Annotated in this window: 22 protein-coding genes; 8 read left to right on the top strand and 14 right to left on the bottom strand. The window is 41.9% G+C overall.

The features are described from left to right. Positions 1-22: 22 nt before the first annotated feature. Positions 23-592 carry a hypothetical protein gene (locus CSQ79_RS08580; RefSeq protein WP_099700781.1) on the top strand — a complete coding sequence of 190 codons (570 nt, stop codon included), beginning with the start codon at positions 23-25 and terminating at the stop codon, positions 590-592. A 110-nt stretch (positions 593-702) separates the two neighbouring features. Here the strand turns inward: CSQ79_RS08580 and CSQ79_RS08575 are convergent, their stop codons facing one another. From CSQ79_RS08575 to CSQ79_RS08555, 5 genes are all read right to left on the bottom strand, one after another. Then, the gene (locus tag CSQ79_RS08575; protein ID WP_099700780.1) at positions 703-1,266 is read right to left on the bottom strand and encodes a phycobiliprotein lyase; all 564 of its coding nucleotides are present in this window, start codon (positions 1,264-1,266) and stop codon (positions 703-705) included. Positions 1,267-1,323: 57 nt separating this feature from the next. After that, positions 1,324-1,998 carry a HEAT repeat domain-containing protein gene (locus tag CSQ79_RS08570; RefSeq protein ID WP_099700779.1) on the bottom strand — a complete coding sequence of 225 codons (675 nt, stop codon included), beginning with the start codon at positions 1,996-1,998 and terminating at the stop codon, positions 1,324-1,326. Positions 1,999-2,418: 420 nt separating this feature from the next. Then, positions 2,419-2,673: a BrnA antitoxin family protein gene (locus tag CSQ79_RS08565; RefSeq protein WP_099700778.1), complete on the bottom strand. Its 255-nt coding sequence runs from the start codon at positions 2,671-2,673 to the stop codon at positions 2,419-2,421. A gap of 2 nt (positions 2,674-2,675) precedes the next feature. After that, positions 2,676-2,942: a BrnT family toxin gene (locus tag CSQ79_RS08560; RefSeq protein ID WP_099700777.1), complete on the bottom strand. Its 267-nt coding sequence runs from the start codon at positions 2,940-2,942 to the stop codon at positions 2,676-2,678. Positions 2,943-3,014: 72 nt separating this feature from the next. Continuing rightward, a complete protein-coding gene (locus tag CSQ79_RS08555; protein WP_099700776.1) occupies positions 3,015-3,608 on the bottom strand; it encodes a methyltransferase domain-containing protein in 594 nt (197 codons plus the stop codon). A gap of 96 nt (positions 3,609-3,704) precedes the next feature. On the opposite strand from CSQ79_RS08555, the gene CSQ79_RS08550 reads away from it, so the two are divergent. From CSQ79_RS08550 to purU, 5 genes are all read left to right on the top strand, one after another. Then, entirely contained in the window at positions 3,705-4,733 is a 1,029-nt protein-coding gene (locus CSQ79_RS08550; protein ID WP_099700775.1) for an ABC transporter ATP-binding protein, read from the top strand. After that, complete coding sequence (locus CSQ79_RS08545) at positions 4,730-5,542, top strand: ABC transporter permease (protein WP_099700774.1); 813 nt, start codon at positions 4,730-4,732, stop codon at positions 5,540-5,542. Before CSQ79_RS08550 ends, CSQ79_RS08545 begins: the two co-directional genes overlap by 4 nt. A 195-nt stretch (positions 5,543-5,737) precedes the next feature. Further along, entirely contained in the window at positions 5,738-7,276 is a 1,539-nt protein-coding gene (locus CSQ79_RS08540) for a GldG family protein (protein ID WP_099700773.1), read from the top strand. 172 nt (positions 7,277-7,448) lie between these two features. Then, entirely contained in the window at positions 7,449-8,066 is a 618-nt protein-coding gene (locus tag CSQ79_RS08535) for a DUF4340 domain-containing protein (protein WP_099700772.1), read from the top strand. Beyond that, positions 8,063-8,914, top strand: coding sequence for a formyltetrahydrofolate deformylase (gene purU / locus CSQ79_RS08530; RefSeq protein ID WP_099700771.1), 852 nt, complete (start codon positions 8,063-8,065; stop codon positions 8,912-8,914). Before CSQ79_RS08535 ends, purU begins: the two co-directional genes overlap by 4 nt. 99 nt (positions 8,915-9,013) lie before the next feature. On the opposite strand, the gene CSQ79_RS08525 is transcribed toward purU, so the two are convergent. From CSQ79_RS08525 to CSQ79_RS08495, 7 genes are all read right to left on the bottom strand, one after another. Then, positions 9,014-10,105, bottom strand: a complete 1,092-nt coding sequence (locus tag CSQ79_RS08525) for a catalase family protein (RefSeq protein WP_099700770.1) — start codon at positions 10,103-10,105, stop codon at positions 9,014-9,016. Between the two features lie 182 nt (positions 10,106-10,287). After that, the gene (locus tag CSQ79_RS08520) at positions 10,288-10,641 is read right to left on the bottom strand and encodes a DUF1622 domain-containing protein (protein WP_099700769.1); all 354 of its coding nucleotides are present in this window, start codon (positions 10,639-10,641) and stop codon (positions 10,288-10,290) included. Positions 10,642-10,767: 126 nt separating this feature from the next. Beyond that, the gene (locus CSQ79_RS08515; protein ID WP_099700768.1) at positions 10,768-13,422 is read right to left on the bottom strand and encodes an MGH1-like glycoside hydrolase domain-containing protein; all 2,655 of its coding nucleotides are present in this window, start codon (positions 13,420-13,422) and stop codon (positions 10,768-10,770) included. A gap of 201 nt (positions 13,423-13,623) precedes the next feature. Continuing rightward, positions 13,624-14,115 carry a peptide-methionine (R)-S-oxide reductase MsrB gene (msrB, locus tag CSQ79_RS08510; RefSeq protein WP_099700767.1) on the bottom strand — a complete coding sequence of 164 codons (492 nt, stop codon included), beginning with the start codon at positions 14,113-14,115 and terminating at the stop codon, positions 13,624-13,626. Positions 14,116-14,164: 49 nt separating this feature from the next. After that, a complete protein-coding gene (locus CSQ79_RS08505) occupies positions 14,165-14,536 on the bottom strand; it encodes a nuclear transport factor 2 family protein (RefSeq protein ID WP_099700766.1) in 372 nt (123 codons plus the stop codon). Positions 14,537-14,678: 142 nt separating this feature from the next. Continuing rightward, positions 14,679-15,968, bottom strand: coding sequence for a 2Fe-2S iron-sulfur cluster-binding protein (locus tag CSQ79_RS08500; protein WP_099701020.1), 1,290 nt, complete (start codon positions 15,966-15,968; stop codon positions 14,679-14,681). A gap of 73 nt (positions 15,969-16,041) precedes the next feature. Continuing rightward, the gene (locus CSQ79_RS08495) at positions 16,042-16,839 is read right to left on the bottom strand and encodes an SDR family NAD(P)-dependent oxidoreductase (protein ID WP_099700765.1); all 798 of its coding nucleotides are present in this window, start codon (positions 16,837-16,839) and stop codon (positions 16,042-16,044) included. A 623-nt stretch (positions 16,840-17,462) separates the two neighbouring features. Here CSQ79_RS08495 and CSQ79_RS08490 point away from each other — a divergent pair. Next, on the top strand, positions 17,463-18,374 hold the full coding sequence (locus CSQ79_RS08490; RefSeq protein ID WP_099700764.1) for a hypothetical protein: 912 nt from the start codon (positions 17,463-17,465) through the stop codon (positions 18,372-18,374). 565 nt (positions 18,375-18,939) lie between these two features. After that, positions 18,940-19,329 (top strand): hypothetical protein, encoded by a 390-nt coding sequence (locus tag CSQ79_RS08485; protein WP_099700763.1) that lies wholly within the window; start codon positions 18,940-18,942, stop codon positions 19,327-19,329. A gap of 61 nt (positions 19,330-19,390) precedes the next feature. Here the strand turns inward: CSQ79_RS08485 and CSQ79_RS08480 are convergent, their stop codons facing one another. Beyond that, positions 19,391-19,879 carry a DUF2721 domain-containing protein gene (locus CSQ79_RS08480; RefSeq protein WP_099700762.1) on the bottom strand — a complete coding sequence of 163 codons (489 nt, stop codon included), beginning with the start codon at positions 19,877-19,879 and terminating at the stop codon, positions 19,391-19,393. 259 nt (positions 19,880-20,138) lie between these two features. Then, positions 20,139-23,165: a DUF8508 domain-containing protein gene (locus tag CSQ79_RS08475; protein WP_099700761.1), complete on the bottom strand. Its 3,027-nt coding sequence runs from the start codon at positions 23,163-23,165 to the stop codon at positions 20,139-20,141. Positions 23,166-23,315 lie beyond the last annotated feature (150 nt).

Below are 23,315 nucleotides of genomic sequence, written 5' to 3'. Positions count from 1 at the left end.
CTTGACGCTTTCATGGGGTCTGATGAATCAACTAGATAAAAACATGACTGCTGAATTAGTGACCGCGTTGTTAATTCACTACAGCTTTGATTTAGGAGGCTATTCAAGTAGTGAATTAATTGCTCAGTGGTTCCATAATTACCCAGAAAAATGGGTACGTGCTGCTGTTATTGAAGCCTTGTATCGCGGACGTTACAAAGCAATTTCTATCGATCAAATTCTGGCAGTATGGCAACGTCGGGGTGATGCACTGCATCATTTCACTCATGAATTCGAGCGTCTTGTCTGTGCTGATTTACCTGATACACTTGTTGAACTTGAATCTACAGACAATAGTAAACAGTACGAGCAAATGCATTTTGTTGCTGCTGCTAATCCGCACGAGCAAGCTTCAGTTATAGTAGTTAAGCCCGTAACTGTTAAACCTTATGTGAGTAGCTCCACAGACGAAGTGCGATCGCCCCTAAGCAGCTGTTCGCCGATTGTGCGATTTACCCCACCAGAAGCGACCACTTCAGACTTTCACGCAAAACTCAAAGCGATTTCCCGCAACAGTACTAAAAAGCAATCAGAATCCTTGCCTTCCGACTGAAGTCGGGGCTATCCAAGGGAAGTGCACCTTCGTACACTAGAGAATGATACTGCTACTAGTAAGTCCACGCACCATCTGGACTTTGTTTGTTTAGCGGCGAATTTATTCGCTCAAGTCGATACATTTGATGTTTCAGTTTCTTGAGCAGCAGGCTTTGCACCACCCATACGAATCTCAGAAGTAAACGACGCCATGCTAAAACCACCAAAGCGCTTTAACACGCTGACTCGCATCCGCAAATTGGGACTAGCAAACCATAGCCGTTCTTCAGAAGACATCGTTTCGTATTCTGTTATTAGGGTTAACGCCCCATCGTCACCCATCATATAACGCCCTGCAACAGGAACTTTCTCAGCGTAACCAATTTCGCGGAGTAGCTTACCTTGTTGAGGATTTTCAGGATCGGGAACTGAAACTAAAACCGTAGAACCAACGTGCTTTTCTTCATCCCATTCCATCGTGCCATTCCAGCTAACACGCGCACCACAACTCGCTTGTGCAGGATCGACCTCATACTGTTCGCAGAGTTTAAGCACTTCTGGGTGATCGTTTGGTAATGTTTCAATTGTGATGTCAGATTTTCCCGACTCAGATTGTTTAAAGGCTAAGTGATGACTTGTGCGATGTGAAAACCATTTACCAGCACTTTGCTCAAAAAATTCTTGAATATTCATTAATTTATCCTGCATTTACAGCTATTTCCTAAGTTAGCAGCTTGCTAGTGTTTCCAATCAAGTAGAAGCTTGGTTAAGGCGTTCTAGAGCAATTTTTGCTGCTGCAGCAACATTAGGGTGGCTATCTTTTTCTAGATATTTTAGTGCAGATACGCTCTTGTCACTAGGTAGCTGACTCAAAGCTTCAGCCAAGCGTTGTCTCGTCAACCAGTCTTCTGATTGGGCAAAACGCAAAATATGATCGACTGATTCAATGTCTTTAATTTCACCTAAAGCTGCGATCGCTGCTTGTTGCAGGACAACTTCATCACTGTCTAAGGCTTCCAACAATACTTCATGGGCGCGAGAATCTTTCAAATTTCCCAGCGATACCGCTGCACTAAAGCGAACTAACCACTCGGTATCTTCATAAAATGCGCGTACTAGAGGTTCAAACGCTCTCACATCTCCTAAATATCCTAAAGCCCCTGCTGCATCAGCACGAATTCCGTAATCAGGATCGGCTTCTAAGAGTTTGACTAATATGGGGTAGCATTCTTCTGTGGGCTTAATACCCAGCGCAAATACAGCCATTGAGCGGATTTGCAAAATTTCATCTTCTAAAACTTTTTTAATCAAAGGGACAGCATCTGCTGGAGAAACATCGCGCAACGATGCAAGCGCCAACATGCGATCGCGTGAATTTGGACTTTCTAACTGTGCAGAAATTTCTGCTAGGCTGGAATTTGCCATGTAGTTCTCAATGCCTTATTTTAATGTTCTTAATATACTGTTACCATTTTTGCCGTTGAGATCCACCTCCAAACGAGAGGTTTTGGAGAATAATTATTGGTATAAAAGCTTTTCAAATAGTTGTATAGGATGGATTCGCAAATTACTCTATTTCTCTTTGCTTCCATGGCACTGATTGTTACCCCAGGGCGGGACATGATTTATGTTATGACACGAGGTATTGCTTAAGGCAAAGTAGCTGGTATTATTTCTGCTATTGGAGTGAGTTGCGGTATCATTATTCATACGTTATTCGCAGCGTTAGGGCTATCTGTTATTCTGCAATCCTCAGCCGTTGCGTTCTTAGTAATGAAGACAGCGTTGTGATTAGCGACTTCATGTTTGGCTCCAACGCTATGTTAGACATTAGCAAATACCTCATCACTCAATACGCTCAAGTTCTTCACGAACGACTCTGCGTAAGGTTTCTTCTAAAGGCTCTCGACTTTGCTGAATATGCTGACGTAAAGCTTCATTAATCAAAGTTTGATAGTTTCCTCCACCTGCAATATGAACTTGCTCACGGAACCACGATAGAACATCATCATCTAACCGGATCGTGATGCGGGTTTTTCCTGGTGGCACTGGATCAATTGCCCCTCGCTTACCTTGACTAAAATCATATTCTGCTTCCATTACTATTTTTCCTCGTATTGCTGTCGTTCGTGCCGAGTTGCTTTGCGGGCAGAAATAAGCCGGATCTCATTGTCCCGCAACGTATATACAACTACCAAAACTCTACCAAATGCATCAACACCAATAGTGACAAACCGTTCTTCGTCAAACCGTTTGTCTGGAATGGTAATTGCCAGATCGTCTGAGAAAATAGATAATGCATCAGCGAAGTCAATACCATGCTTGCGAAGATTAGCTGCTGCCTTGTCCCTATTCCATTGGTAAGCCATCTCAATTATAGTCTGCACACCTGTACATACTACCAGAAGCAAACTTTGATCGCGTTTGTTGACTCTGTATTTTTACATCAAGCGAAAGTGTCCAAAGTGTTCTTCACCTTGACGTGCTGGTACTGAATTAGTGATTGGCTGTAACTTCAGAATTTCAAAATCTGTCTCAAAGTACTGTTCAATTTCCTCTGGACTAACACCAAAAGGTGGTCCACCAGGACGAGAATGTGTAAAAAAGATTGCGATGAGTTCGCCTCGTGGTTGCAAGATTTCTCGTACTACTTTTATATAATCTTGTCGCTGTTGTGGATTAATTGCACAAAAACAAGTATGTTCAATAACGTAATGAAAATACTGAGAAAATTCAATAGGCAAGTCAAAAATATCACGTTGCAAAAATTTTGCTGAACTGCCACTTGCTTGGGCAATTGCTGTCGCTTCATGAATCGCCGCTGGCGCAAAATCAAAACCAATGACATCAAAGCCAGATTTGGCAAATGCGATCGCATCATAGCCGCGACCACTACCTAAAACCGCTGCTTTTCCTGGCTGTAAAGAATGTAACTGCAAAAAACTCACAAACGCTGGTGCAGCTTGTCCTAAATCCCAACGTGTTGTTCCTTCTTGATATCGCTGTTCCCAATATTCCGATTGATAAGTTTCCACTACTCCTCGCCCCTCGCTCCTCGCTCCTCGCTCCTTTTTATGCTAAAACACATGGTGGTTTAATATAGAGTCTCAAACTAAATCCGCTGCAAAACGATGATTTCAGTTGAGCATTTAAGTAAAATTTATGGGTCTACCCCAGCAATCCAAGATGTCACCTTTAGTGTCGAACCAGGTGAGATTGTCGGTTTTTTAGGACCAAACGGCGCAGGTAAAACCACGACAATGCGGATTTTGACTGGATATCTCCCCGCAACAAGTGGGACTGCAAAAATTGCAGGGTACGATGTTCATGAAAATTCCTTAGCCGTACGACAGCGAATAGGTTATTTGCCAGAAACGCCACCGTTGTATCCTGAAATGACTGTTGAGGCGTTTTTGTACTTTGTCACAAGACTCAAAGGAGTCCCCGCAGGCGATCGCCCTTCAAAAGTAACTGCTGCAATCAAGCGCTGTAATTTACAAGAAAAACGTCGCGTATTGATTCGCAAACTTTCTAAAGGTTTTCGCCAACGTGTTGGTATAGCCCAAGCGATCGTTCACGATCCTCCTGCAATTATTCTTGATGAACCAACAGTAGGACTCGATCCGCGACAGATTATTGATGTCCGCAATCTGATTAAAAGCCTAGCAGGAACTCACACCATCATTCTGTCTACGCATATCTTGCCCGAAGTGAGTATGACGTGTAACCGCGTCACAATTATTAATCAAGGAAAAGTTGTGGCGACAAATACGCCGGATAATCTCGAAGCGAGTTTAGCAGGTGGTTCGGGCTATGAGTTAGAAATTGAAGGCAATTCAACTGCTGCACAACAGCAAATACAACTTTTACCAGGAGTGCGGGTAGTAGAACCAGTAACAACAACTGAAATTTCCGCAGATCGTGCGCTTTTGCGCGTCGTCTCTGAACCTGGAATTGAGCCAGGAAAAGAAATTATTGCCACTTTAGTGAGTATGGGGATTGGTGTTTATGAAATGCGACGCACGCGGGCGAGTTTAGAAGATGTCTTTCTACGTCTGACGACTCAAGAAAAATTAGAAGACAATGCGAATGCGCAAAGCGCACACTTCGTGAACGCTACCGCAACAGAAGAACACCAGAAAGAAGAGGTAACGCAATGAAACTAATTTGGGCTAACATTGTGGCGATTTATCGTAAAGAGTTACAAAGCTACTTTGCATCGCCCTTAGCATACGCAATTGCCGGAATCTTCTGGCTATTGTCGGGCTTCTTCTTTGTGATTATTTTACTTGGTCCCCAGGGATATATTTCCTTAGCTGCTCAAGCCGACTTACAATCACAACAAATCGGAGTACCCGCACCACCCATTGATGTTGCCTACGAGTTTTTACGCGCTTTCTTAGGTATTATGGGTTCGCTGGCGTTGTTTGTGTTACCTATTCTCTCGATGGGTTTGTATGCTGAAGAACGCAAACGCGGTACTTTAGAGTTACTCGCAACATCACCCGTCACAAATTGGGCTGTTGCTGTCGGTAAGTTATTGGGAGTACTGACGTTTTTTATTGCCATGATTCTACCGTTATTAGCGTATCAAGCGATCGCGCTTAGCGCCTCAAATCCCCCAGTTCCGCCCGCAGTTCCGCTACTGGGACACTTGGGCTTGATTCTTCTAGCAGCCAGCGTGTTGTCTTTGGGAATGTTTATCTCTTCGCTGACAGATAGTACATTACTCGCAGCAGTACTCACATTTGCCTTAGTTCTATTTCTTTGGGTAATTGATACTGTTGCACGAGCATTTAGTGGTCCAATAGGAGAAGCATTAGGTCATCTTTCGTTACTGAGACATTTTAATAATTTAGTCCAAGGCATTTTCGACACAGGTAGTATTGTTGTATTTGCTACTTATATTCTTTTAGGGATTTTCCTGACTGCCCAATCTATCGATGCATTGCGCTTTCAACGTTCTTAACTCTAACTCATAGTTGTAAATTCTTTTGAGGAACGAACCACAGAGGAGCCAGGCGAAAGGTGCGGAGGTTTCCTCCGTTGAGCGAACTGGCGTGCGCAGAGAAGCCAGTGCGTTGCGGGGGTGTCCCCCGTTGTAGCAACTGGCGTAACGCAGAGGAAAGAGTTCAGGAATTCACAAAAAATTAGGATTGCTGTGATGAAGTCTGTTGCGAGAAGAAATTATAAATATTGGAAGTATCTGTTTTGGCTTGGTCCAGTTCTCTTTGTTGCTGGATTAACTGCTGGATTGGTATCTAACGATTGGGAACCAGTACCTTTAGGGTTACTGATTGCTGGTGTTGTCATCACTGGCTTATGGCTGATATTTAGTGCTAACCAAAACCGCTGGTGGAGTCGGCGATCAACTCAAGCGGGAACTAATGCACTTATTGCCACTCTATCTGTATTGGCACTTTTAGGGTTAATTAACTTCTTAGCGGTGCGTTATCCAGTGCGACGAGACTTTACTGAAGCACAGCTATTTACCTTAGCACCACAATCACAGCAACTCGTGCGGAATTTATCGCAACCTGTGAACGTGTGGATTTTTGACCGCAATCAAGATCAACAAGATCGCGAATTATTAGAGAATTATCGTCGGCAAAATCCTCTATTTAGCTTTGAGTATGTCGATCCGCAAGTTCAACGAGGATTAGCCGAAAAGTTTGGTGTCAAACAATTTGGTGAAGTTTATCTGGAAGCAGGACAACAGCGGCGATTAGTGCAAGTTGTGAATAATGAGCAACGATTGTCGGAAGTTCGTTTAACAAATAGCATTCAGCAAGTTTTGAGCGATCGCACTGCGAAAGTTTACTTTCTTCAAGGTCACGGCGAACTTCCAATTACGGCTGAACAAGGCGGACTCTCACAAGCACTCACGGCGTTAGGAGATCGCAGCTACACAACCGAACCACTCAACTTAATTCAAAACCCGACAATTCCTCAAGATGCCACAATGATTGTGGTCGCAAGTCCAAAACAAGCACTATTTCCTCCAGAAGTCAAGGCTTTGACTGATTATCTTAATGGGGGTGGTAGTCTACTGTTGATGATTGACCCCAACACGAATCCAGGGCTAGATAGTTTGTTAAAATCTTGGGGCGTGACACTCGACGATCGCATTGTCATTGATCCAGCAGGCGCAAGTATTGGTTTTGGTCCAGCGGTTCCGGTGGTAGATACTTACGGCGAACATCCGATTACACAAGACTTTAATAATGGAATTTCTTTTTACAGTGAAGCGCGATCGCTAGAACTGAGTGAAGTTGCTGGAGTGCAAGCGACACCGTTATTAATCACTAGCCCGCAAACTTGGGCAGAAAGTAATTTGCAAGGCGATCAATTACAGTTTAATCCAGAAACTGATGTTCAAGGTTCCCTCACAATTGGAGCTGCACTTAGCCGCCAAGTTAACAATCAAGGGTCGCAAGAAGCAAGACTTGTTATTTTTGGTGATTCTAATTTTGCGGTAGATGGATTATTTGAACAGCAACTCAATGGCGACGTATTTCTTAACTCTGTTGGCTGGTTAAGTAAGCAAGACGAAGAAACACTCTCAATTCGCCCCAGGGAACCAAGAAACCGCCGGATTAATTTAGCCGCACAGCAAGCTAATGTTTTAGGTTTAACTGCACTACTGTTGATTCCCTTAATTGGCTTCGCCTCAGCAGTCTTCTTATGGTGGCGCAGAAGGTAGAAAGTAGAGGAGTAGCAGGTAGGCGGGTATTTGGGTAGTTGGGTATGAGGGTATGAGGGAAATTGACAATTATCTTTTACACTCCCACTCTAAAACGCTCCCACACTCCTACTCTCCTACTCGCCCACACTCCTACTAGTCACTAGCCACTAATCACTAATCACTTTCCACTATGAAGTTACAGCGTACCACTTTGATTTTGCTACTTTTAGCACTAGGGTTAGGAGGATTTGTTTATTTCTATGAAATCCGAGGTGCGACTCAGCGACAAGAAGCGGAAGTCAGAGAACAGCAAATTTTTGCGTTTACTCAAGAACAAGTACAAACATTAAATATTCAAACACAAGGACAAACATTAAACTTTGAGCGGGAGAATGGACAATGGGTGATGACGTCTCCGCAAAAGACTCCCGCAAGTAATGCGTCAATTTCTTATTTACTCGATTTACTCGTACAAGGAAGAAGCGATCGCACAATTCAAGTTCCTGCAAATCAACTTGTAGACTATGGTTTAGCCGAGCCACAAGCAACTGTTACAGTCACGCTCAATAACCAGCAAACACATCAGTTGAATCTAGGCAATGCTGATTTTAGTGGCAACTCTTTATATGCTCAAGCTGATCCTGGAAATAACCCTAGCGGTAATGTAGATTTACTCTTGGTGTCTGCAGATTTTCAAAATGCAGTCAATCGCGATTTAGCAGAATGGAGAATTGAAAACGATACACCAGATGCTGATAATCCTACACCACCAACACCTACTCCGGCTAGCCCATCTCCTTCTCCATGAACCCTACTGCAACTTTACTGATTTCCTGTCCCGATCAAAAAGGTTTAGTCGCCAAAATTGCTAACTTTATCTACGCCAATGGCGGTAATATCATTCATGCCGATCAGCATACAGATTTTGCTGCAGGCTTATTTTTAACGCGCATTGAATGGCAACTTGATGAATTTAATTTACCACGGGAATTCATTGCACCAGCATTTAGTGCGATCGCCCAACCATTACAAGCACATTGGCAATTACACTTTTCTGATACTATCCCGCGTATTGCAATTTGGGTAAGCAAGCAAGATCATTGTTTATTTGACTTAATTTGGCGACAAAAAGCGAAAGAATTTACTGCTGAAATTCCAGTAATTATTAGTAATCATCCTGATTTAAAAGAAGTTGCAGAACAATTTAGTATCGATTTTCATCATATTCCAATTACAAAAGAAAATAAATCTACTCAAGAAGCACAACAACTCAAACTGTTACAAGAATATAAAATTGATTTAGTCGTTCTGGCAAAATATATGCAAATTGTCAGTACAGAATTTATTAGTCATTTTCCTAAAATTATTAATATTCATCATTCGTTTCTCCCAGCTTTTGTCGGTGCAAGTCCTTATCATCAAGCTTATAAACGAGGAGTGAAAATTATCGGTGCTACAGCTCATTATGTTACACCTGAACTAGACGCAGGACCCATTATTGAGCAAGATGTGGCGCGAGTTAGTCACCGCGATGATGTAGCTGATTTGATCCGTAAAGGAAAAGATTTAGAACGTGTAGTGTTAGCAAGAGCAGTGCGATCGCATTTACAAAATCGTGTTTTAGTTTACGGAAATCGTACAGTGATATTTGAATAGCTTCGCAAATGAATTTACTGCTATATAAACAAATTCCACCAATTTTTAGAGTCGTGAAGTGTTGAGTTAAGAAAATTCTTTTAATTCAAAACTAATCCCTTACCCCTCACCTCTCACTCCTCTTTTGTCGGAAGGCATTCTACCAAACAGTTTGCAAAAATCCTCTTCTGTTGGTTCTTTAACAACGACATTATTCAAATTGTGGCGTAATTCCGAAAGCGCTTCGTATACCTGCTTCCGTGCCCGATTAACTCCGCCTAAAGGTTGATGTTCTGGTAAAGAATGCCAAGGAGTAAAAGATAAATGTTCGCAGAATTCCATCTGTTGTGGAGAATCAAATTGCTGACGAGGAATTTTGATAGTAGCTACCTTCTGAAATGGTGATTTCCATTCAATTGTAGGGTCTTCAATGGGCATTTTCTTTGCATCTGTTTGCAACTGAATTAAGAAATCAAAGCTTGCATCTTGATGATTCAGATGCTCAATCATTGCTTCACGCAGGTAGTTTGGTGTTTGAGCAACTGATGGTGTAGGATTCTTGGAACTCGGTATTGCAGTGAATTTGATCGCGCGATCGCCTAGTTTATAAGGTGTACTACTCCAATATTGAATGGCTAAAGGACTACTCACTTTTTTGTTGAGCATGACCATACCAATAATAAATTCTCGCAAGTGCCATTTAAACGGATTCGGATTGAGAAAGAAGAACTTGAGCGGTAAATTCCCTTTTGCGTCTTGTCTTGCTCTAAAGAATTCAACATAATCTTGCACATTTTTGATAAAAAAGACTGGATGATTAATTAAGAGTAAATCTTGAGTCTTCTCATCTTTTTGTTGCTCTAAGAGTTTTTCGCCTTCTACTCCAAAGAGCTTAATTGCCATTCCTCGAACATCTTTTTTAGTATCATCCTGCACTTTATTATTAGAAAAGCGAATTCCAGCGGTGAAAGTGCGAGGCTGTTTGAAAATGCCAATTTTTAGTTCTTGGGGAATATCATCATGAATAACGAATTCTGCTCTAACACAGCCATGATGTTTAGGATGAGCATCGCGTAAAACAGGTCTAATATTATCTGGGAAACTTTGCTTCAGGGCATCGATACTAATTTGCTCAATTTCTTTGATACCTGCAATTTCTCCTGTAATAGGATACTCTTTGCCAAGTTCAATTTTTTCTTTTTTAAGCTGCATAATAGTTTCTGTTTTTATACTATTTTGAAGTAAGAATTCAACTGTATTGCTATCACTAAGTCACATGAGTCACGATAATTGTTGGCAAACTACACTCTTACATCAACAGCTAAAGATAAAAAAACTGAAAACTTAATCAAAATTAACTATGCTTTGTTTGTGCGTCGTACTTTCTAAGTAAATCATTTGCAAATGGTGCGATCGCGCTTTGTAGCTTTATCAATTTCCATTTGGAGAAAAAAGTTCAAAACTGTCCGCAAAACAACGATTGCTCCTAGTCGTGCGATCTGCATCCATGTAGGTGAAATGGCAGTACGGAGAATATCTGCTGCTAGTTCAAATTCCAATGCGAGCGATAGCCATCTTCCAAACTGCAATCGAATTTCTTCTTTTATAGTATCAGGTCGTCGCCGCACAAAAAATAGCGTAAACGCTCTCCAAGTTGCTTCTGTTGCAGCACAACCAATGATTAACCCAGCACTAATTTCTACACCAATTGCTAAATTAGCGGTTAATTGCTCGAATAGACTTTCCATTCTACCTACTTCTATTTAAGAGCCAAAATTCCAACAAGCCCAACTCAGAGCGCTGCAAATGATGAGAGCCGTATATCGATCGCGCATAGGCAGGAATCCGGCTAGCCCGACGCTGTGAGGGGCTAACTAGGGCACTTTATTTTCTTTATCCTCGCCAAATTGTTGGATCAGCTGTGCAACTAAACCCGTCCATCCAGTTTGATGACTAGCACCAATTCCTGCACCGTTATCGCCGTGGAAGTATTCATAGAACAAAATCAAATCTTGCCAGTGGAGATCGGTTTGAAACTTTTGGGTGCTGCCATAAACAGGTCGATCGCTAGATGAGTTTTTCAGAAAAATGCCGATTAACCTTTGGGATAATTCAGCGGCAATTTCCCTCAAAGTCATCATTTCACCGGAACCCGTAGGACATTCAACCTGAAAATCGTCTCCTAGATAATCATGAAATTTTTGCAGGGATTCAATCAAAAGAAAATTGACTGGAAACCAAACCGGACCGCGCCAATTAGAATTACCACCAAACAATCCACTACTAGATTCTGCCGGTTCGTAATCGACTCGAAATTGAGTATCATTCACATTAAAAATATAGGGATGTTCGGCATGGTAGCGAGAAATTGCCCGAATGCCATAATCTCCGAAAAACTCGGTTTGATCTAGCATTTTTTGCAGAATTAACCGTAGCTTGTCGTGATAAACAATTGCTAGCAATCGGCGATCGCCTACTCCCTCAGATTTCATACAAGCAATATTTTGAGTAAGATCGGGGCGATTTTGAATAAACCATTCCACCCGTTTTTTGAAGCCTGGCAGTTTTTCTAGTGTCTCTGGCTCAATCGTTTCTACTGCAAATAGCGGAATTAGCCCGACAAGCGATCGCACTTTCAAGGCAATTTGCTGACCGTTAGGTAAATGCAAAACATCATAATAAAATCCATCTGCCTCATCCCACAGCGATGCTTCCATTTCGCCAATATGGTTCATAGCATCAGCAATATAGAGAAAATGCTCGAAGAATTTGGTAGCGATATCTTCGTAAACACAGTTAGTTTGTGCTAGTTCCAAAGCGATCGCGAGCATATTTAGGCAGTACATCCCCATCCAACTCGTTCCATCCGATTGATTGATGTGTCCGCCCGTAGGTAGCACAGCACTGCGATCAAAGACGCCGATATTATCCAAACCCAAAAACCCGCCTTGAAAGACATTTCTACCTTCGACATCTTTACGGTTCACCCACCAGGTAAAATTCAGCATCAATTTCTGAAACACCCGCTCTAAAAAAATGCGATCGCTGCGTCCATAAATCTGTTGTTCGATCTTGTAGACGCGCCAAGTTGCCCAAGCATGAACCGGTGGGTTGACATCGCCGAATGCCCATTCATAGGCAGGAATTTGCCCGTTGGGGTGCATATACCATTCTCGCGTCAGCACGTCTAATTGGTACTTGGCAAAATCTGGATCGATTGTGGCTAGAGGAATAGCGTGAAAGGCAAGATCCCATGCTGCAAACCAAGGATATTCCCATTTATCAGGCATGGAAAGAATATCGTCGCTGTAAAGGTGAAACCATTGGTGATTTCTAGCTCTTTTGCGATCGGGTGGAGGTGGAGGTGCAGCTAAATCGCCCTTGAGCCAATCTTCTACAATATAGTGGTAATATTGCTTGCTCCACAGCATTCCGGCAAATGCTTGTCGCTGTATGTGACGCATATCCTCACTCAGGGGACAAGGAGTAATGCGCTGATAAAATTCATCGGCTTCTTGTTGGCGGATGGAAAAGGTCGTATCAAATGTCCTAAATGGACTTGTCAAATTGGGTACATCACTCAAGCGCAGCCGAATCGTTCTCGTCTCTCCTGCACCGATATTTAACAAATAGCAAGCCGCAGCTTTAGTACCAGAATCTCTGTTTACTGTCTCGCGACCTTGTACGATGTAGTCGTTAATGCCATCTTTGACGTAAGTAGCATTGGGGAAATTAAATAACCGTTCAGTATTTGTTTCATTTTCTGTAAATAAAAGTTCCGTTTCTCCCTGACAGTACAGATACCTTTTCCCTAGCGTGGGATGAAAAGCCGCGAGCGCGCTCAAACCATGACGATCGAACTTTTGCAATATTGGCTTAATTTCTTCTCCACCCCAACTCCAGGTATTGCGAAACCAAAGCGTTGGTAAAACATGCAGTGTTGCTGCTGTCCCTCTATTCACTACTTGAATTTGAATCAGAATATCCTCAGCGGTCTGTTTGGCATATTCAACGAAGACATCAAAGTAACGATTGTCATCAAATATCCCTGTATCGAGTAGTTCAAATTCTGGTTCTCTACGGTTTCTGCGTCGATTCTCTGCTACTAATTGAGTGTAGGGAAATGCTTGATGCGGATATTTATAGAGTGCCTTCATGTAGGAATGAGTCGGAGTATTGTCAAGATAAAAGTAATATTCTTTGACATCTTCCCCGTGATTGCCTTCACTACCTGTTAAACCAAAAAGCCTTTCTTTCAAAATCGCATCTTCACCATTCCAAAGGGCGATCGCAAAACAAAGCCGTTGATGGTTATCAGAAATTCCTGCAATACCATCTTCACCCCAACGATACGCACGAGAGCGCGCTTGGTCGTGAGTAAAGTAGTCCCAGGCAGCACCATCAGAGCTATAATCTTCGCGGACTGTACCCCATTGGCGATCGCTTAAATAAGGTCCCCACCTACGCCAGTGAGCTTCGTGTTTCAGGGCTGCTTCTAACCTGATTTCTTCTTGGGTTAGAGTTGTCATCAATAAGTCTCCTTTCTAGCTAAAAAGCATCTAAATAGACACGATGAATTAGCTATTTGGATTATCTACTGATAACTTGATGTAGTCCTGAGATCAAAATGAGAAATAGATAAGTCTTGACAAAGAGAACTTGAGATTAATTTCCAAGAGATCTCATTTCACCCCTGCATCCCTGCTGTCTTAAAGTCGGAGGGCTTTGGATTATGCAGAAACAAACTTCATTGCTACGCCATTCATGCAGTAACGTTTACCAGTTGGTTTCGGTCCATCATTAAACACATGTCCTAAATGCCCGCCACAGCGCCGACAATGCACTTCAACTCTCGTCATAAACAATGTTCTATCAATACTTGTGGCAACCGCACCCTCAATTGGCGCATAAAAGCTAGGCCAACCAGTACCGCTATCAAATTTAGTCTCCGATGTAAATAATGGCAGGTTGCAACCAGCACACACATACGTGCCTTTACCATATTGCTTATCTAAGGGACTCGTTCTCGCCCGTTCGGTTCCGTGTTGACGTAATACACGAAATTGCTCTGGTGTCAAGGTTTCGCGCCATTCTGCCTCCGCTTTTTCGATCTCAAATTGATGATTTGCCATTGCCATATTGTTCGTCCAAAGTAGATTACGCGATAACCATGCTGTGCCAACTATTGCAGCACCAGCTTGCAAAAAGTCTCGTTTTTTCATATTTACTATTCTGACTGAAGAGTAATTAATCTGCGATCGCTCTAGAGGATCAGCTAGTTGATTTCATGCAGCTTTGAGTATCAATATATTCCCGCCAGCGGCTGATAAGTCCATTTTGAAAATCAATTGCGATCGCATCGTCAGCTGAATTGTGGGTTCCTGCAATCTCTTCTTGCCAGTGCCATTCTACTACAGCTGAATCTCCATCAATGAGAATGCGTTGAATCTCTATTTGGACATGAGAATGGGCTGCGGCGAAATCAACAACTGCTTGCCGAATTGCTGCTCTTCCTATCCAGCGATCGCCTGGGACAATAAATTCTCCATCTGGCACAAACAGCTCTGCAAAGGCTTCAGCGTTACCTGTCATCCAAGCATGAGCAGCTTGTTGGATGCGCGATCGGATTTCCTCTGGTTTCATCAACTTTGCCCTCCTTTTTTACAGCAGTCTACAGGGAACCCGTCACAAGTATTGCAGCAAATACAGGCTACTCAAGTATCGTGATGCTAACTCATAATTATGTCACTCTCGCTTTTCGATTTCCTTTAGTTCTTCTGCCTCATCAAAGATCGAGAACAAGATTTGAGGTTTTAGGCTTAGAAATACAAATCAGTACCGCACCTTCATCAATCTCTGCAGTTGGTGGTTCTTGATAGGCAACCTCGCCTGCTAGAATTTTGCACTGACAAGTACCGCAAATGCCTATACGACAACTGTAGGCAGGATGAAGATCGTTGGCTTGCGCAAATTCTAAAATAGTTCCTTCACCCTTTCGCCAGGTGAGGGTTTTGCCCGATTTAGCAAAGAGAATTTCTGCTGCTTCAACTACCTCATCTCGATTGACAACAGGATGTTTTTCAGCTGTGGCTTTCATCGGCGTACCGAAAGATTCAAACAAGATGCTGCTGCTAGCTACTCCTGCTTCCTTAAGTCCTGCCATTATGGACTCCATAAAAGGTGGAGAACCACAAAGAAAATACTCCGCTTGCTCAACTAAACTTTTAACTAGAGCCGCATTGATGTAACCAATACTGTGATAGTAACCTTCGTCTTCCGGTCGCGGACGACTATAGCAAAAATGAACGTGTAGGTTAGGATTTTGGCGAGCGATCGCTAATACCTCGTCCCGAAACGCATGAAATTGACCATTCCGTACCCCATGTAAAAACCAGATTGATCGGTTGGGATTGAGACGACTACAAGCTTTTACCATACTGAGCATGGGAGTAATCCCTACCCCGTTGCTAATAAGTACGGCTGGTAATGACTTGTTGACATCAAGCACAAAATTACCTTTAGGTGGCTTAACTAAAATTACCGCTCCTTCATTGATGCGATCGTGCATAAAGTTAGACGCAATCCCTGGCGGTACATCTAATCCTGGTGGCGCAGGTTCTCGCTTAATCGAGAGACGATAGTATTCGCAGCCTTCAGAGTCATCTGAGAGTGAATAAGTACGAATCACAGGTTTAGCTTGCCCAGGAATGTCTAGTTTGATTGTTAAAAATTGCCCTGGTTGGAAGTTAGGAATTTCAGCGTTATCCTCTGGTTTCAGGTAGAACGAGGTGATTTCCTCGCTTTCTTTTACCTTGCGAATGACAATAAAATTGCGCCAGTCTTGCCAAGTAGAACTACCAGTGGGCTGAGTCATTGATTTTTTCGTGCTGATGCTAGAAACCAAACTAGCGATCGCGCCACAACTAGTTCCCAGCAATGAAGCATAAACGCCCAATCTGGCTTTATCTTTCACATTTGTGAACCCTACAACTGCACCAGAAACGATCGTCGAGATTGCAAAAGCAGCACCAGCTCTTTTAATACTTCTGAAAATGGGATTTTCAATTTGTCTCATTGCAGACATTCAGTTCCTATTTGGCAACAGTCTGGTGTATCGTGCCAGTTTTGGGGTATAGATATTATCCTCATTACTGCTCCTGATAATTCCAAAGCAAGCCACCATCGACAAAAAAGGTGCTACCTGTAACGTAGCCAGCATCCGAGGATGCTAAAAAGGCAACAAGAGAAGCAACATCTTGCGGTTGTCCCAAACGACCAAGGGGAATATTTCGCAGTAACGCACTTAACTTTTGAGGATCGTTCAAGAGTTTAATATTAATCGGTGTTTCTATAGCTCCTGGTGCAACATTGTTAATTGTGATGCCGAAGGAACCTAATTCAACTGCTAAATTGCGTGTTAGCATTTTCATGCCACCCTTACTAGCACAATACGCTGTGAAGTTAGGAAATGACAGTTCCTCATGCACGGAACTGATGTTAATAATCTTTCCAGATCTTTGAGTTGCGATTAGGTGTTGCACAAAAGCTTGGGTAGTAAAGAAAACTCCCTTTAAATTGACATTCATTATGGCATCGTAATCAGCCTCTGTAACTTCCCAAAACGGAGCGTGTTTCTCAAGTCCAGCATTATTTACTAAAATGTCTAGCTTGCCAAAATACGCAATGCTTTCTGCAATCAGTTGGCGGATTTCATTGACGTTACCTAAATCTGCCTGAATCGTATAGCCTTGTGATTTAGAACGCTGAGCCATGTAGCACCTGCCACCAGTAGCTTGTACTTTCGCTAAGGTTTCCTCTGCCCCCTCTGGGTGCGAACGATAGTTAATGACAACATCTGCCCCTTCTTGGGCAAGTCGCACGACAATTCCTTGTCCGATTCCTTGACTGCTACCTGTTACCAAGGCAACTTTACCTTCAAGTCTCATAGATAATTCTCCTCGGATGGATAGCAATTACTCAAATAAGACATAAAAATAATACTCAGTATTGGTTGTGACAAAACTCATGGTGTTAATCTCTGCACGCTGTTTATTAAACATATTTAAGTGATTTATTTATCACAACTCTATGTAATTACATTTTTGCCTGAGTCATGAGTCTATGAATGATATTTTTCTAAAAGTTTTGGTCAATTAAGCTGAGAATTTAGCTACTAACCTCTTAATGTTTTTCTCAGTAAAATTTAATTTTTTCTGGAATAGTATTAATGATTAAAAAAAACAAATTATTTTTAATTAAGTTTTTTAAATTTTTGCCACTATTTCTACAGCAAAATTTAAGTATTTTTTTGTGTCTTTAAAATTTTTTAGTACAAATCGATTGAGTTTTAAAAATAAAGTGAGTGCTACACAGTAATTTCAAATAATCTATGAACGTGTTTAAGATTCTTAGGCTTCACACAAGCTACCAGTTTCTAAGATGGTTTCCTCTAACTTCTTTTATTCTTGTTTACCAATCTTCTTCTACCCAAAATCATGGAAAATAATACGGGAAGGATTTTGGTGTAATCAGCGTCAATAACTTAGTAGTTATTTATTTGGTGAGAGGAATGAAAATTCAAAGTAAAATCACTTTGTTTGCTGTTAGTGCCGCTTTAGGATTGATGCCTTTGATGATAGCAAATGCTCAAAGTAATGCACCGTCTGCACAACCTTGGTATAACTGTAGAACTCGTGAAGTTTGGACTCCACAGAAGCAAGCTTGGTGTCAAAAAGCTGAAAGAGTAAAAAATACTACTTATCAGCTACCTAACGTTGGTTCAGTTCAACTTCGGAATGGATTTTATCAAGATCAAGCTAAGGCGGTGACAGTCACTCTAGTAGACAAGCCAGGTTTCATTACATTTGCAGATTTGAATAATGATGGCAATGAAGATGCTGTAGCTATATTGACTGTAAATGAACAGACAGCTTATCTTTCCTCAGTTTTGAATATAGCCAGTAATCCGCGTCCTGTTGATGCAGTATTATTAGGCGACCGCATACAAGTCCAGTCCATTGTAGTAAACGCTGGACAAATTCAGGCAAACGTTACGAAAAATGACCCACCACAAGCAGTAATGCAAACTTATACACTGCAAGGAAATACACTTGCGCTTGTCTCAGAATGTCCTATTGCAACTAACGAACGAGATAATTATAGTGCAATTAATTTAGAACAAATCAATTCAGATTTAACTGGAAGTAACCCCAGAGAAATTGCGATCGCTGCATTTGGAATACAAGAACCACAAGAAGGCAATTTTCAACAAACTGTAACTGTTGATGATGGCGATCGCCAGCAAGTCGTCACAATTACGCAAAATAACTTACCTGATGATTCAGTACGGGATGTGCGCTATCGCGTAGAATTTGAGCCAGTAGCGCAGCGATCGCAATGGCGGATGGTATGGGCTGGTAGACAACAGCGATGTCAACAAGGACGCGGTTCTCAAGATTGGACAACTGAAGCTTGTCTCTGAATTTAATGATGCGTGTTGAAAATGAAACCATATTCTTTACACCAACATAAAATTTCTGGATAGTCCCGAATAGGTAACATAATGTCTCCATTTGAAATAGATACCTTGGGTTGATGTCAGTAGGGGCTAATAGCTAAGGACAACAGTTACAAATGTTACTTCTATTAACCCTTCACTACTTTAAAATACAACCTTTACCCTACCTTAGCGCTTACAACAGTTCCTTTAGTTCTTCAACGTAAGGTTATCAGTGAGCAATGCTGCAAAGCGATCAATGAGCAGATTGAGTCTTGGAGAACTCTGAAAGGTAGCGTTTTTTAGCTTTGAGAGGTATTTTCAGTAGTGTGATAGAGCCTAAAGATGAAAATCATCAACATATTCGATAATTCTAATTTTTCTCAACCAATGAAAGGAGAGTTTATTGGTTCAGTTATTACAGAATCTAAGTAAACTATGGTTGCTATCTTAGCATATTAAGCTATGTCAATAAAAAAATCACTTCCATCTGTTTTTGGCAGTAGATGATTTTAGGTATTAGATGAAATAGAAAAGGCACTTTAGATATATGAAGTTGTTAATTCAATATCTTTATCAACTCAAATTAGATAAAGCAATTCTTTGGTGCTATCTTATTTGGTATATTGTAATCGTCTATTTCTATTTTGATCCATCGCCTAAAATATGGATTAATGCCGTTGGTATTAGTGCTGTCATTGGTACAGCGCTAGTATTAAGTGTTTCTTCTGGAAAGGGTGGCAAGCGCGATCGCTGGCAAACATTCAGGTTGTATCTCATGCCATTCTGTGTTTCCAGCTTTTCTGCTTTGATTAAAGGACAGGGATTTATCGTAGTTATATCTCCAAAGATTAAAGAAACACTAGTAGCTGTATCATGCTGTGCTTTATTTCTGTTCGTTGTTTTAGTAATTAAACGAATTCCAAATAAAATTACCTAATAACTGCAAGTGGTGTTGCTAACATAATCTACGTTCTCTGTTAACCCAGCTTGTTTATTCATCAAAAAAACTTAGTCAAAGAACTGATGCGATCAATTTCATAGCAGATTGCCTTATGAGATATACGAATCTCCTGTCCTGCAAAAATGACACCCATAAGAAGCAGGCTAGTCCCTATTAGAAAGCACAAGAGGGCAACAAAAGCAACTCCGCCAGCATTTAAAGCTACCGATAAAGCAATCACAAACATAGTAATGAGAAAAATGGAGATAGCATTGTAGATGAGCAGCACAGCCTCTTGTAAAAGCTGATGACGTTGCTTGAGCAAGGGAGTTTGGCGATCAATCTCCTGTAAACGTTCTAGAGAAAAGGCATTTTCCATTTTGCCTGTGTGTAACAGTTCCAAACGCTCGTTCGCTAGCGATCGCATCCGCTGTCCAACATACATAAATCGCCCTAAAACACTGCCTTGAACAATGGCGCACGCAGTAATCAGGACTACTGGAGCAATGATGAGTTGAATGGTTCTGGCAACATCGGCTGCACTCATACTGAATTTAATGAACTTACACTAACAGTAGTTTTCCTGTTTTTGCACATTTCGAGCAGTTAAACCAAATTTGCCCTCGACAAGCTCAAACTTTACTAAGGTTCCAGCGTGGAAAGTACAATTCAGCCTTAATCGCTCAGATTATACTTAGCCAATCTGAGGACTTCCTGAGTTTTGGCTGTGAGTTTTCAAATTTATCTGAAGCAAAGAGGCGATCGCGGCTTTGGGCGATCGCCTAAACATAACAAGAACCTAAAGGTTAGGCAAATACGAAACTATTACGACTGAGTGTACTAGCTTGAACGCCTGTGAGAACAGCAATATCTTGGTCTAAAGCACTAATTAACGTATTAGCACCACTTTGGGCAATTGTCAGGTCATCAAAATTGATCTGTGCAGTTCCACCGATTCCAAGGACATTATTGCCTAGATTAAAGTCAGTAATCGTATTTGCTGTTTCTGGTAGTTGATTCAACGCAATCCAAAACTGATCGTTTCCTAAACCTCCACTCAGGAAGTTACCACCGCTACCAGCATAGAGGACATCGTTACCAAGTTGACCATAAAGTCGATCATTGGCTCCACCTGCAAACAAAGTATCATTACCAATACCACCGTAGAGTTGATTATTACCTGTACCATCTGCGGCATTTAAATAATCATTACCCAAACCACCGATTAAAGTATCATTGGTACGAGCAAACAATTCGTCGTTACCTAAACCACCATTAATGATATTGTTACCAGTTGAACTTGGTGCAGGACCTACTAAGTCATCACCATTACCTGCAAAGATAGTTTGTCTACCTTGGGCGGCGATTTCATCATCACTAGCAGTTCCAAACACTAAACGAGAATTACCCACTGTAGAAGTTGGATTTGCTAATGCAAAGCGCGATAGTAAGGGATCGTGATCGCTATCTTGATCGACAAATTCTGCATTGACATGAACTACATCGTATTCAGCGTTAGGTAATAAGCTATCGGTGACTAAAATGTGATCCAAGGCTTGCGAGTTACCTTCAAAAATGTAGCTGTAACGTTCATTTTCTGGTAAGGTTTCAGTCAAATTGTTTAGCACTTGTTCAGCCCCTCCCTCAAGAACTTCCAAAGGTGGGAAAAACTGAAATTCATTTAAGTCACCTAAGACAATTGCTCTGGCGTCTGAATTTGCTGCTAAGATATCTTCGACAAACTCGCGATTAATCCGCGCTTGTTCGGTACGCGCATCTTCTCCATTATTATTAGGCGGTTGAAAGCGACCAAACAGCGGATCGCTACCACCTTTTGAGCTAAAGTGATTGTTGATTAAAAATAACCGCTGACCATTAAAGACAAACTCGCCAGCTAGTGGTTTGCGGCTAGAAGTAAATGCTGGATCGTTGGGTTCTACTCTACCAGGACTTTCTGACAGCCGACCGTTAATAATTGTCGTTTCACTTGTTGCAGTACCACCAGGGCGATCGATAAAGTTCACCCGTTCAGGATTGTAAAGGTAGCCAACGCGGATGTTTCCACCAGGTTGACCGCCGTCTTGTCCATCGACAGGGGCGATGTCGCGAAACTTGTATGTAGGTCCACCACGGGCTGCGATCGCATCAATTAATACCTGATAAGATTGGGAAGCATCTACAACACCGTTATTTGTTGGACCAGAGTTATCCTGAACTTCTTGCAATGCAATAATGTCTGGTGCTTTCAGGTTTTGGGCGATATGTCCGGCGACACCATTAATTTGTGATGCAGAACTACCAGGATGAAAGTTTTCGATATTATAAGACGCAACTGTTAAGCGATCGCCTACTGGATTTAATGTTGTGACTTCCCGCTGTAGTCCTCCTGGTGTTGCTGTTACAGGAACGGTACTCAACACTTCAAAGTTACCGAAGCTGTAATCCATGATGCCAGTGACACTATTTAAGCGATCGCCAACATTGACTTGAGGTGCGCTTCCTGGTGTCAATCTACTATCGATTTGAATCTGAATGCGTTCAGGGTTAAAGTCATCAGGACTAATCACAATACCACCACGCGGAGTGCGCCCTGTCGCCGCAACACCATTGTCTCCTAGTACCCAAATTTCATTAAATCGGTTTGTTGGACCGACAACAACACCACCATCAACTTGCACGCGCATTCCTTCTAAACTTTCGTAAAAGTCGAGTCCGTTGCGTTGTGGATTAAATTCGTTACCAGGATTTTCGACATTACTTCCTACAGCATCGCCATAAATTCTCTCGGTAGGAGGCTTTCTTCCTTCTACACCAATAATTGTTGTTTCTGGTAGCGCGTTACCACGCGACAATATGCTAAAATTTGCCGCTGGATTACCTGCACCACCAATCTGCGTTGTTGTCAAGTTACCGCTGTTTGCACCACCAGGACGAAACTCGCCGACAGTTCCACTAGCTAAAATTTCATCGCCTACCGCAACATTGGGAGCAGAAGAAGTAAAGATAAAAATACCATCTGAAGTCGCATCATTGCCGTCACCTGTTGCATCTTGAATGTAAAAGCCGTTATTTCTCACGGCGGTGACAATTCCAGGAACGTTTGTCACTTGCTGTCCTTCTAGGGGTGAACGGTGCGATGTTCCTTGAATATCAAAAATCCGCACATCACCAGGTTCAACTGGATCGGGATCTGGATCGCCTTGTTCGCTAATTGCAATCGTAAAATTATCAATTGCTAAACCATGATCTGCGCCAGGATGATCGGGATCAAACCAGCGTAACCAAATTTCTTGTTCAGCTTCAAGAACTAAATTTGTTAAAGTTGCTGATTTAAATGTACGATTAGCATCTGCATTGCCATTGAGTGCTCCAGTTGTCCCACTAGTTATGGGACTGGTAAAGTCTAGGGGATCGAAGTTAATCCAGTTACCTGTCGTTAAATTTTGCGCTCCAATTTGGTAAGAAAAATCAACAGTTTGGGCAGCATTTGCACCACTAAAGCGCCACTGTTCGCCAAAGTAATTAATATCTAATCCAGTAATTGTCTCATTGGTGTTATTAACTAAGCGTACTCCCCAATAGAAATCTCCTGCTGCTGCATTTCCTGAACCGATCGATCCTAAAGCGCGATCGCTATCACTTGCTAAACCAAAGCTATAAAGATTTCCAGCATTACTACTTCCGGTAGATGCGACAATACTAGTTCCATTTCCAGTTCTTGCTGTGTACCAGCCCGTAATTGTAGTGTTATCAACCCAAGTTGCAGAACCAGAACTAATTATAGAATCAAAGTTTTGCGAGTAACCATCTTGAGAAAGGTTAACTGCTGCCATTTAATAACCTCTGGGATTACAACTGCGATATATCATCTACAAATCCCATAGGAACTTTAACAAATCTCTATTGAAAGATTAAAAGATGTTTAGTAAGTGGGTGAAAATCAACGTCACTTAAGGGCTGTTATCGGTCAATGGTCAGTAGAG

The organism is Gloeocapsopsis sp. IPPAS B-1203 (assembly GCF_002749975.1).
GTDB lineage: Bacteria > Cyanobacteriota > Cyanobacteriia > Cyanobacteriales > Chroococcidiopsidaceae > Gloeocapsopsis.
Note: the sequence above shows the minus strand (reverse complement) of the source record. Positions and strands in the feature narration are given on the sequence as shown.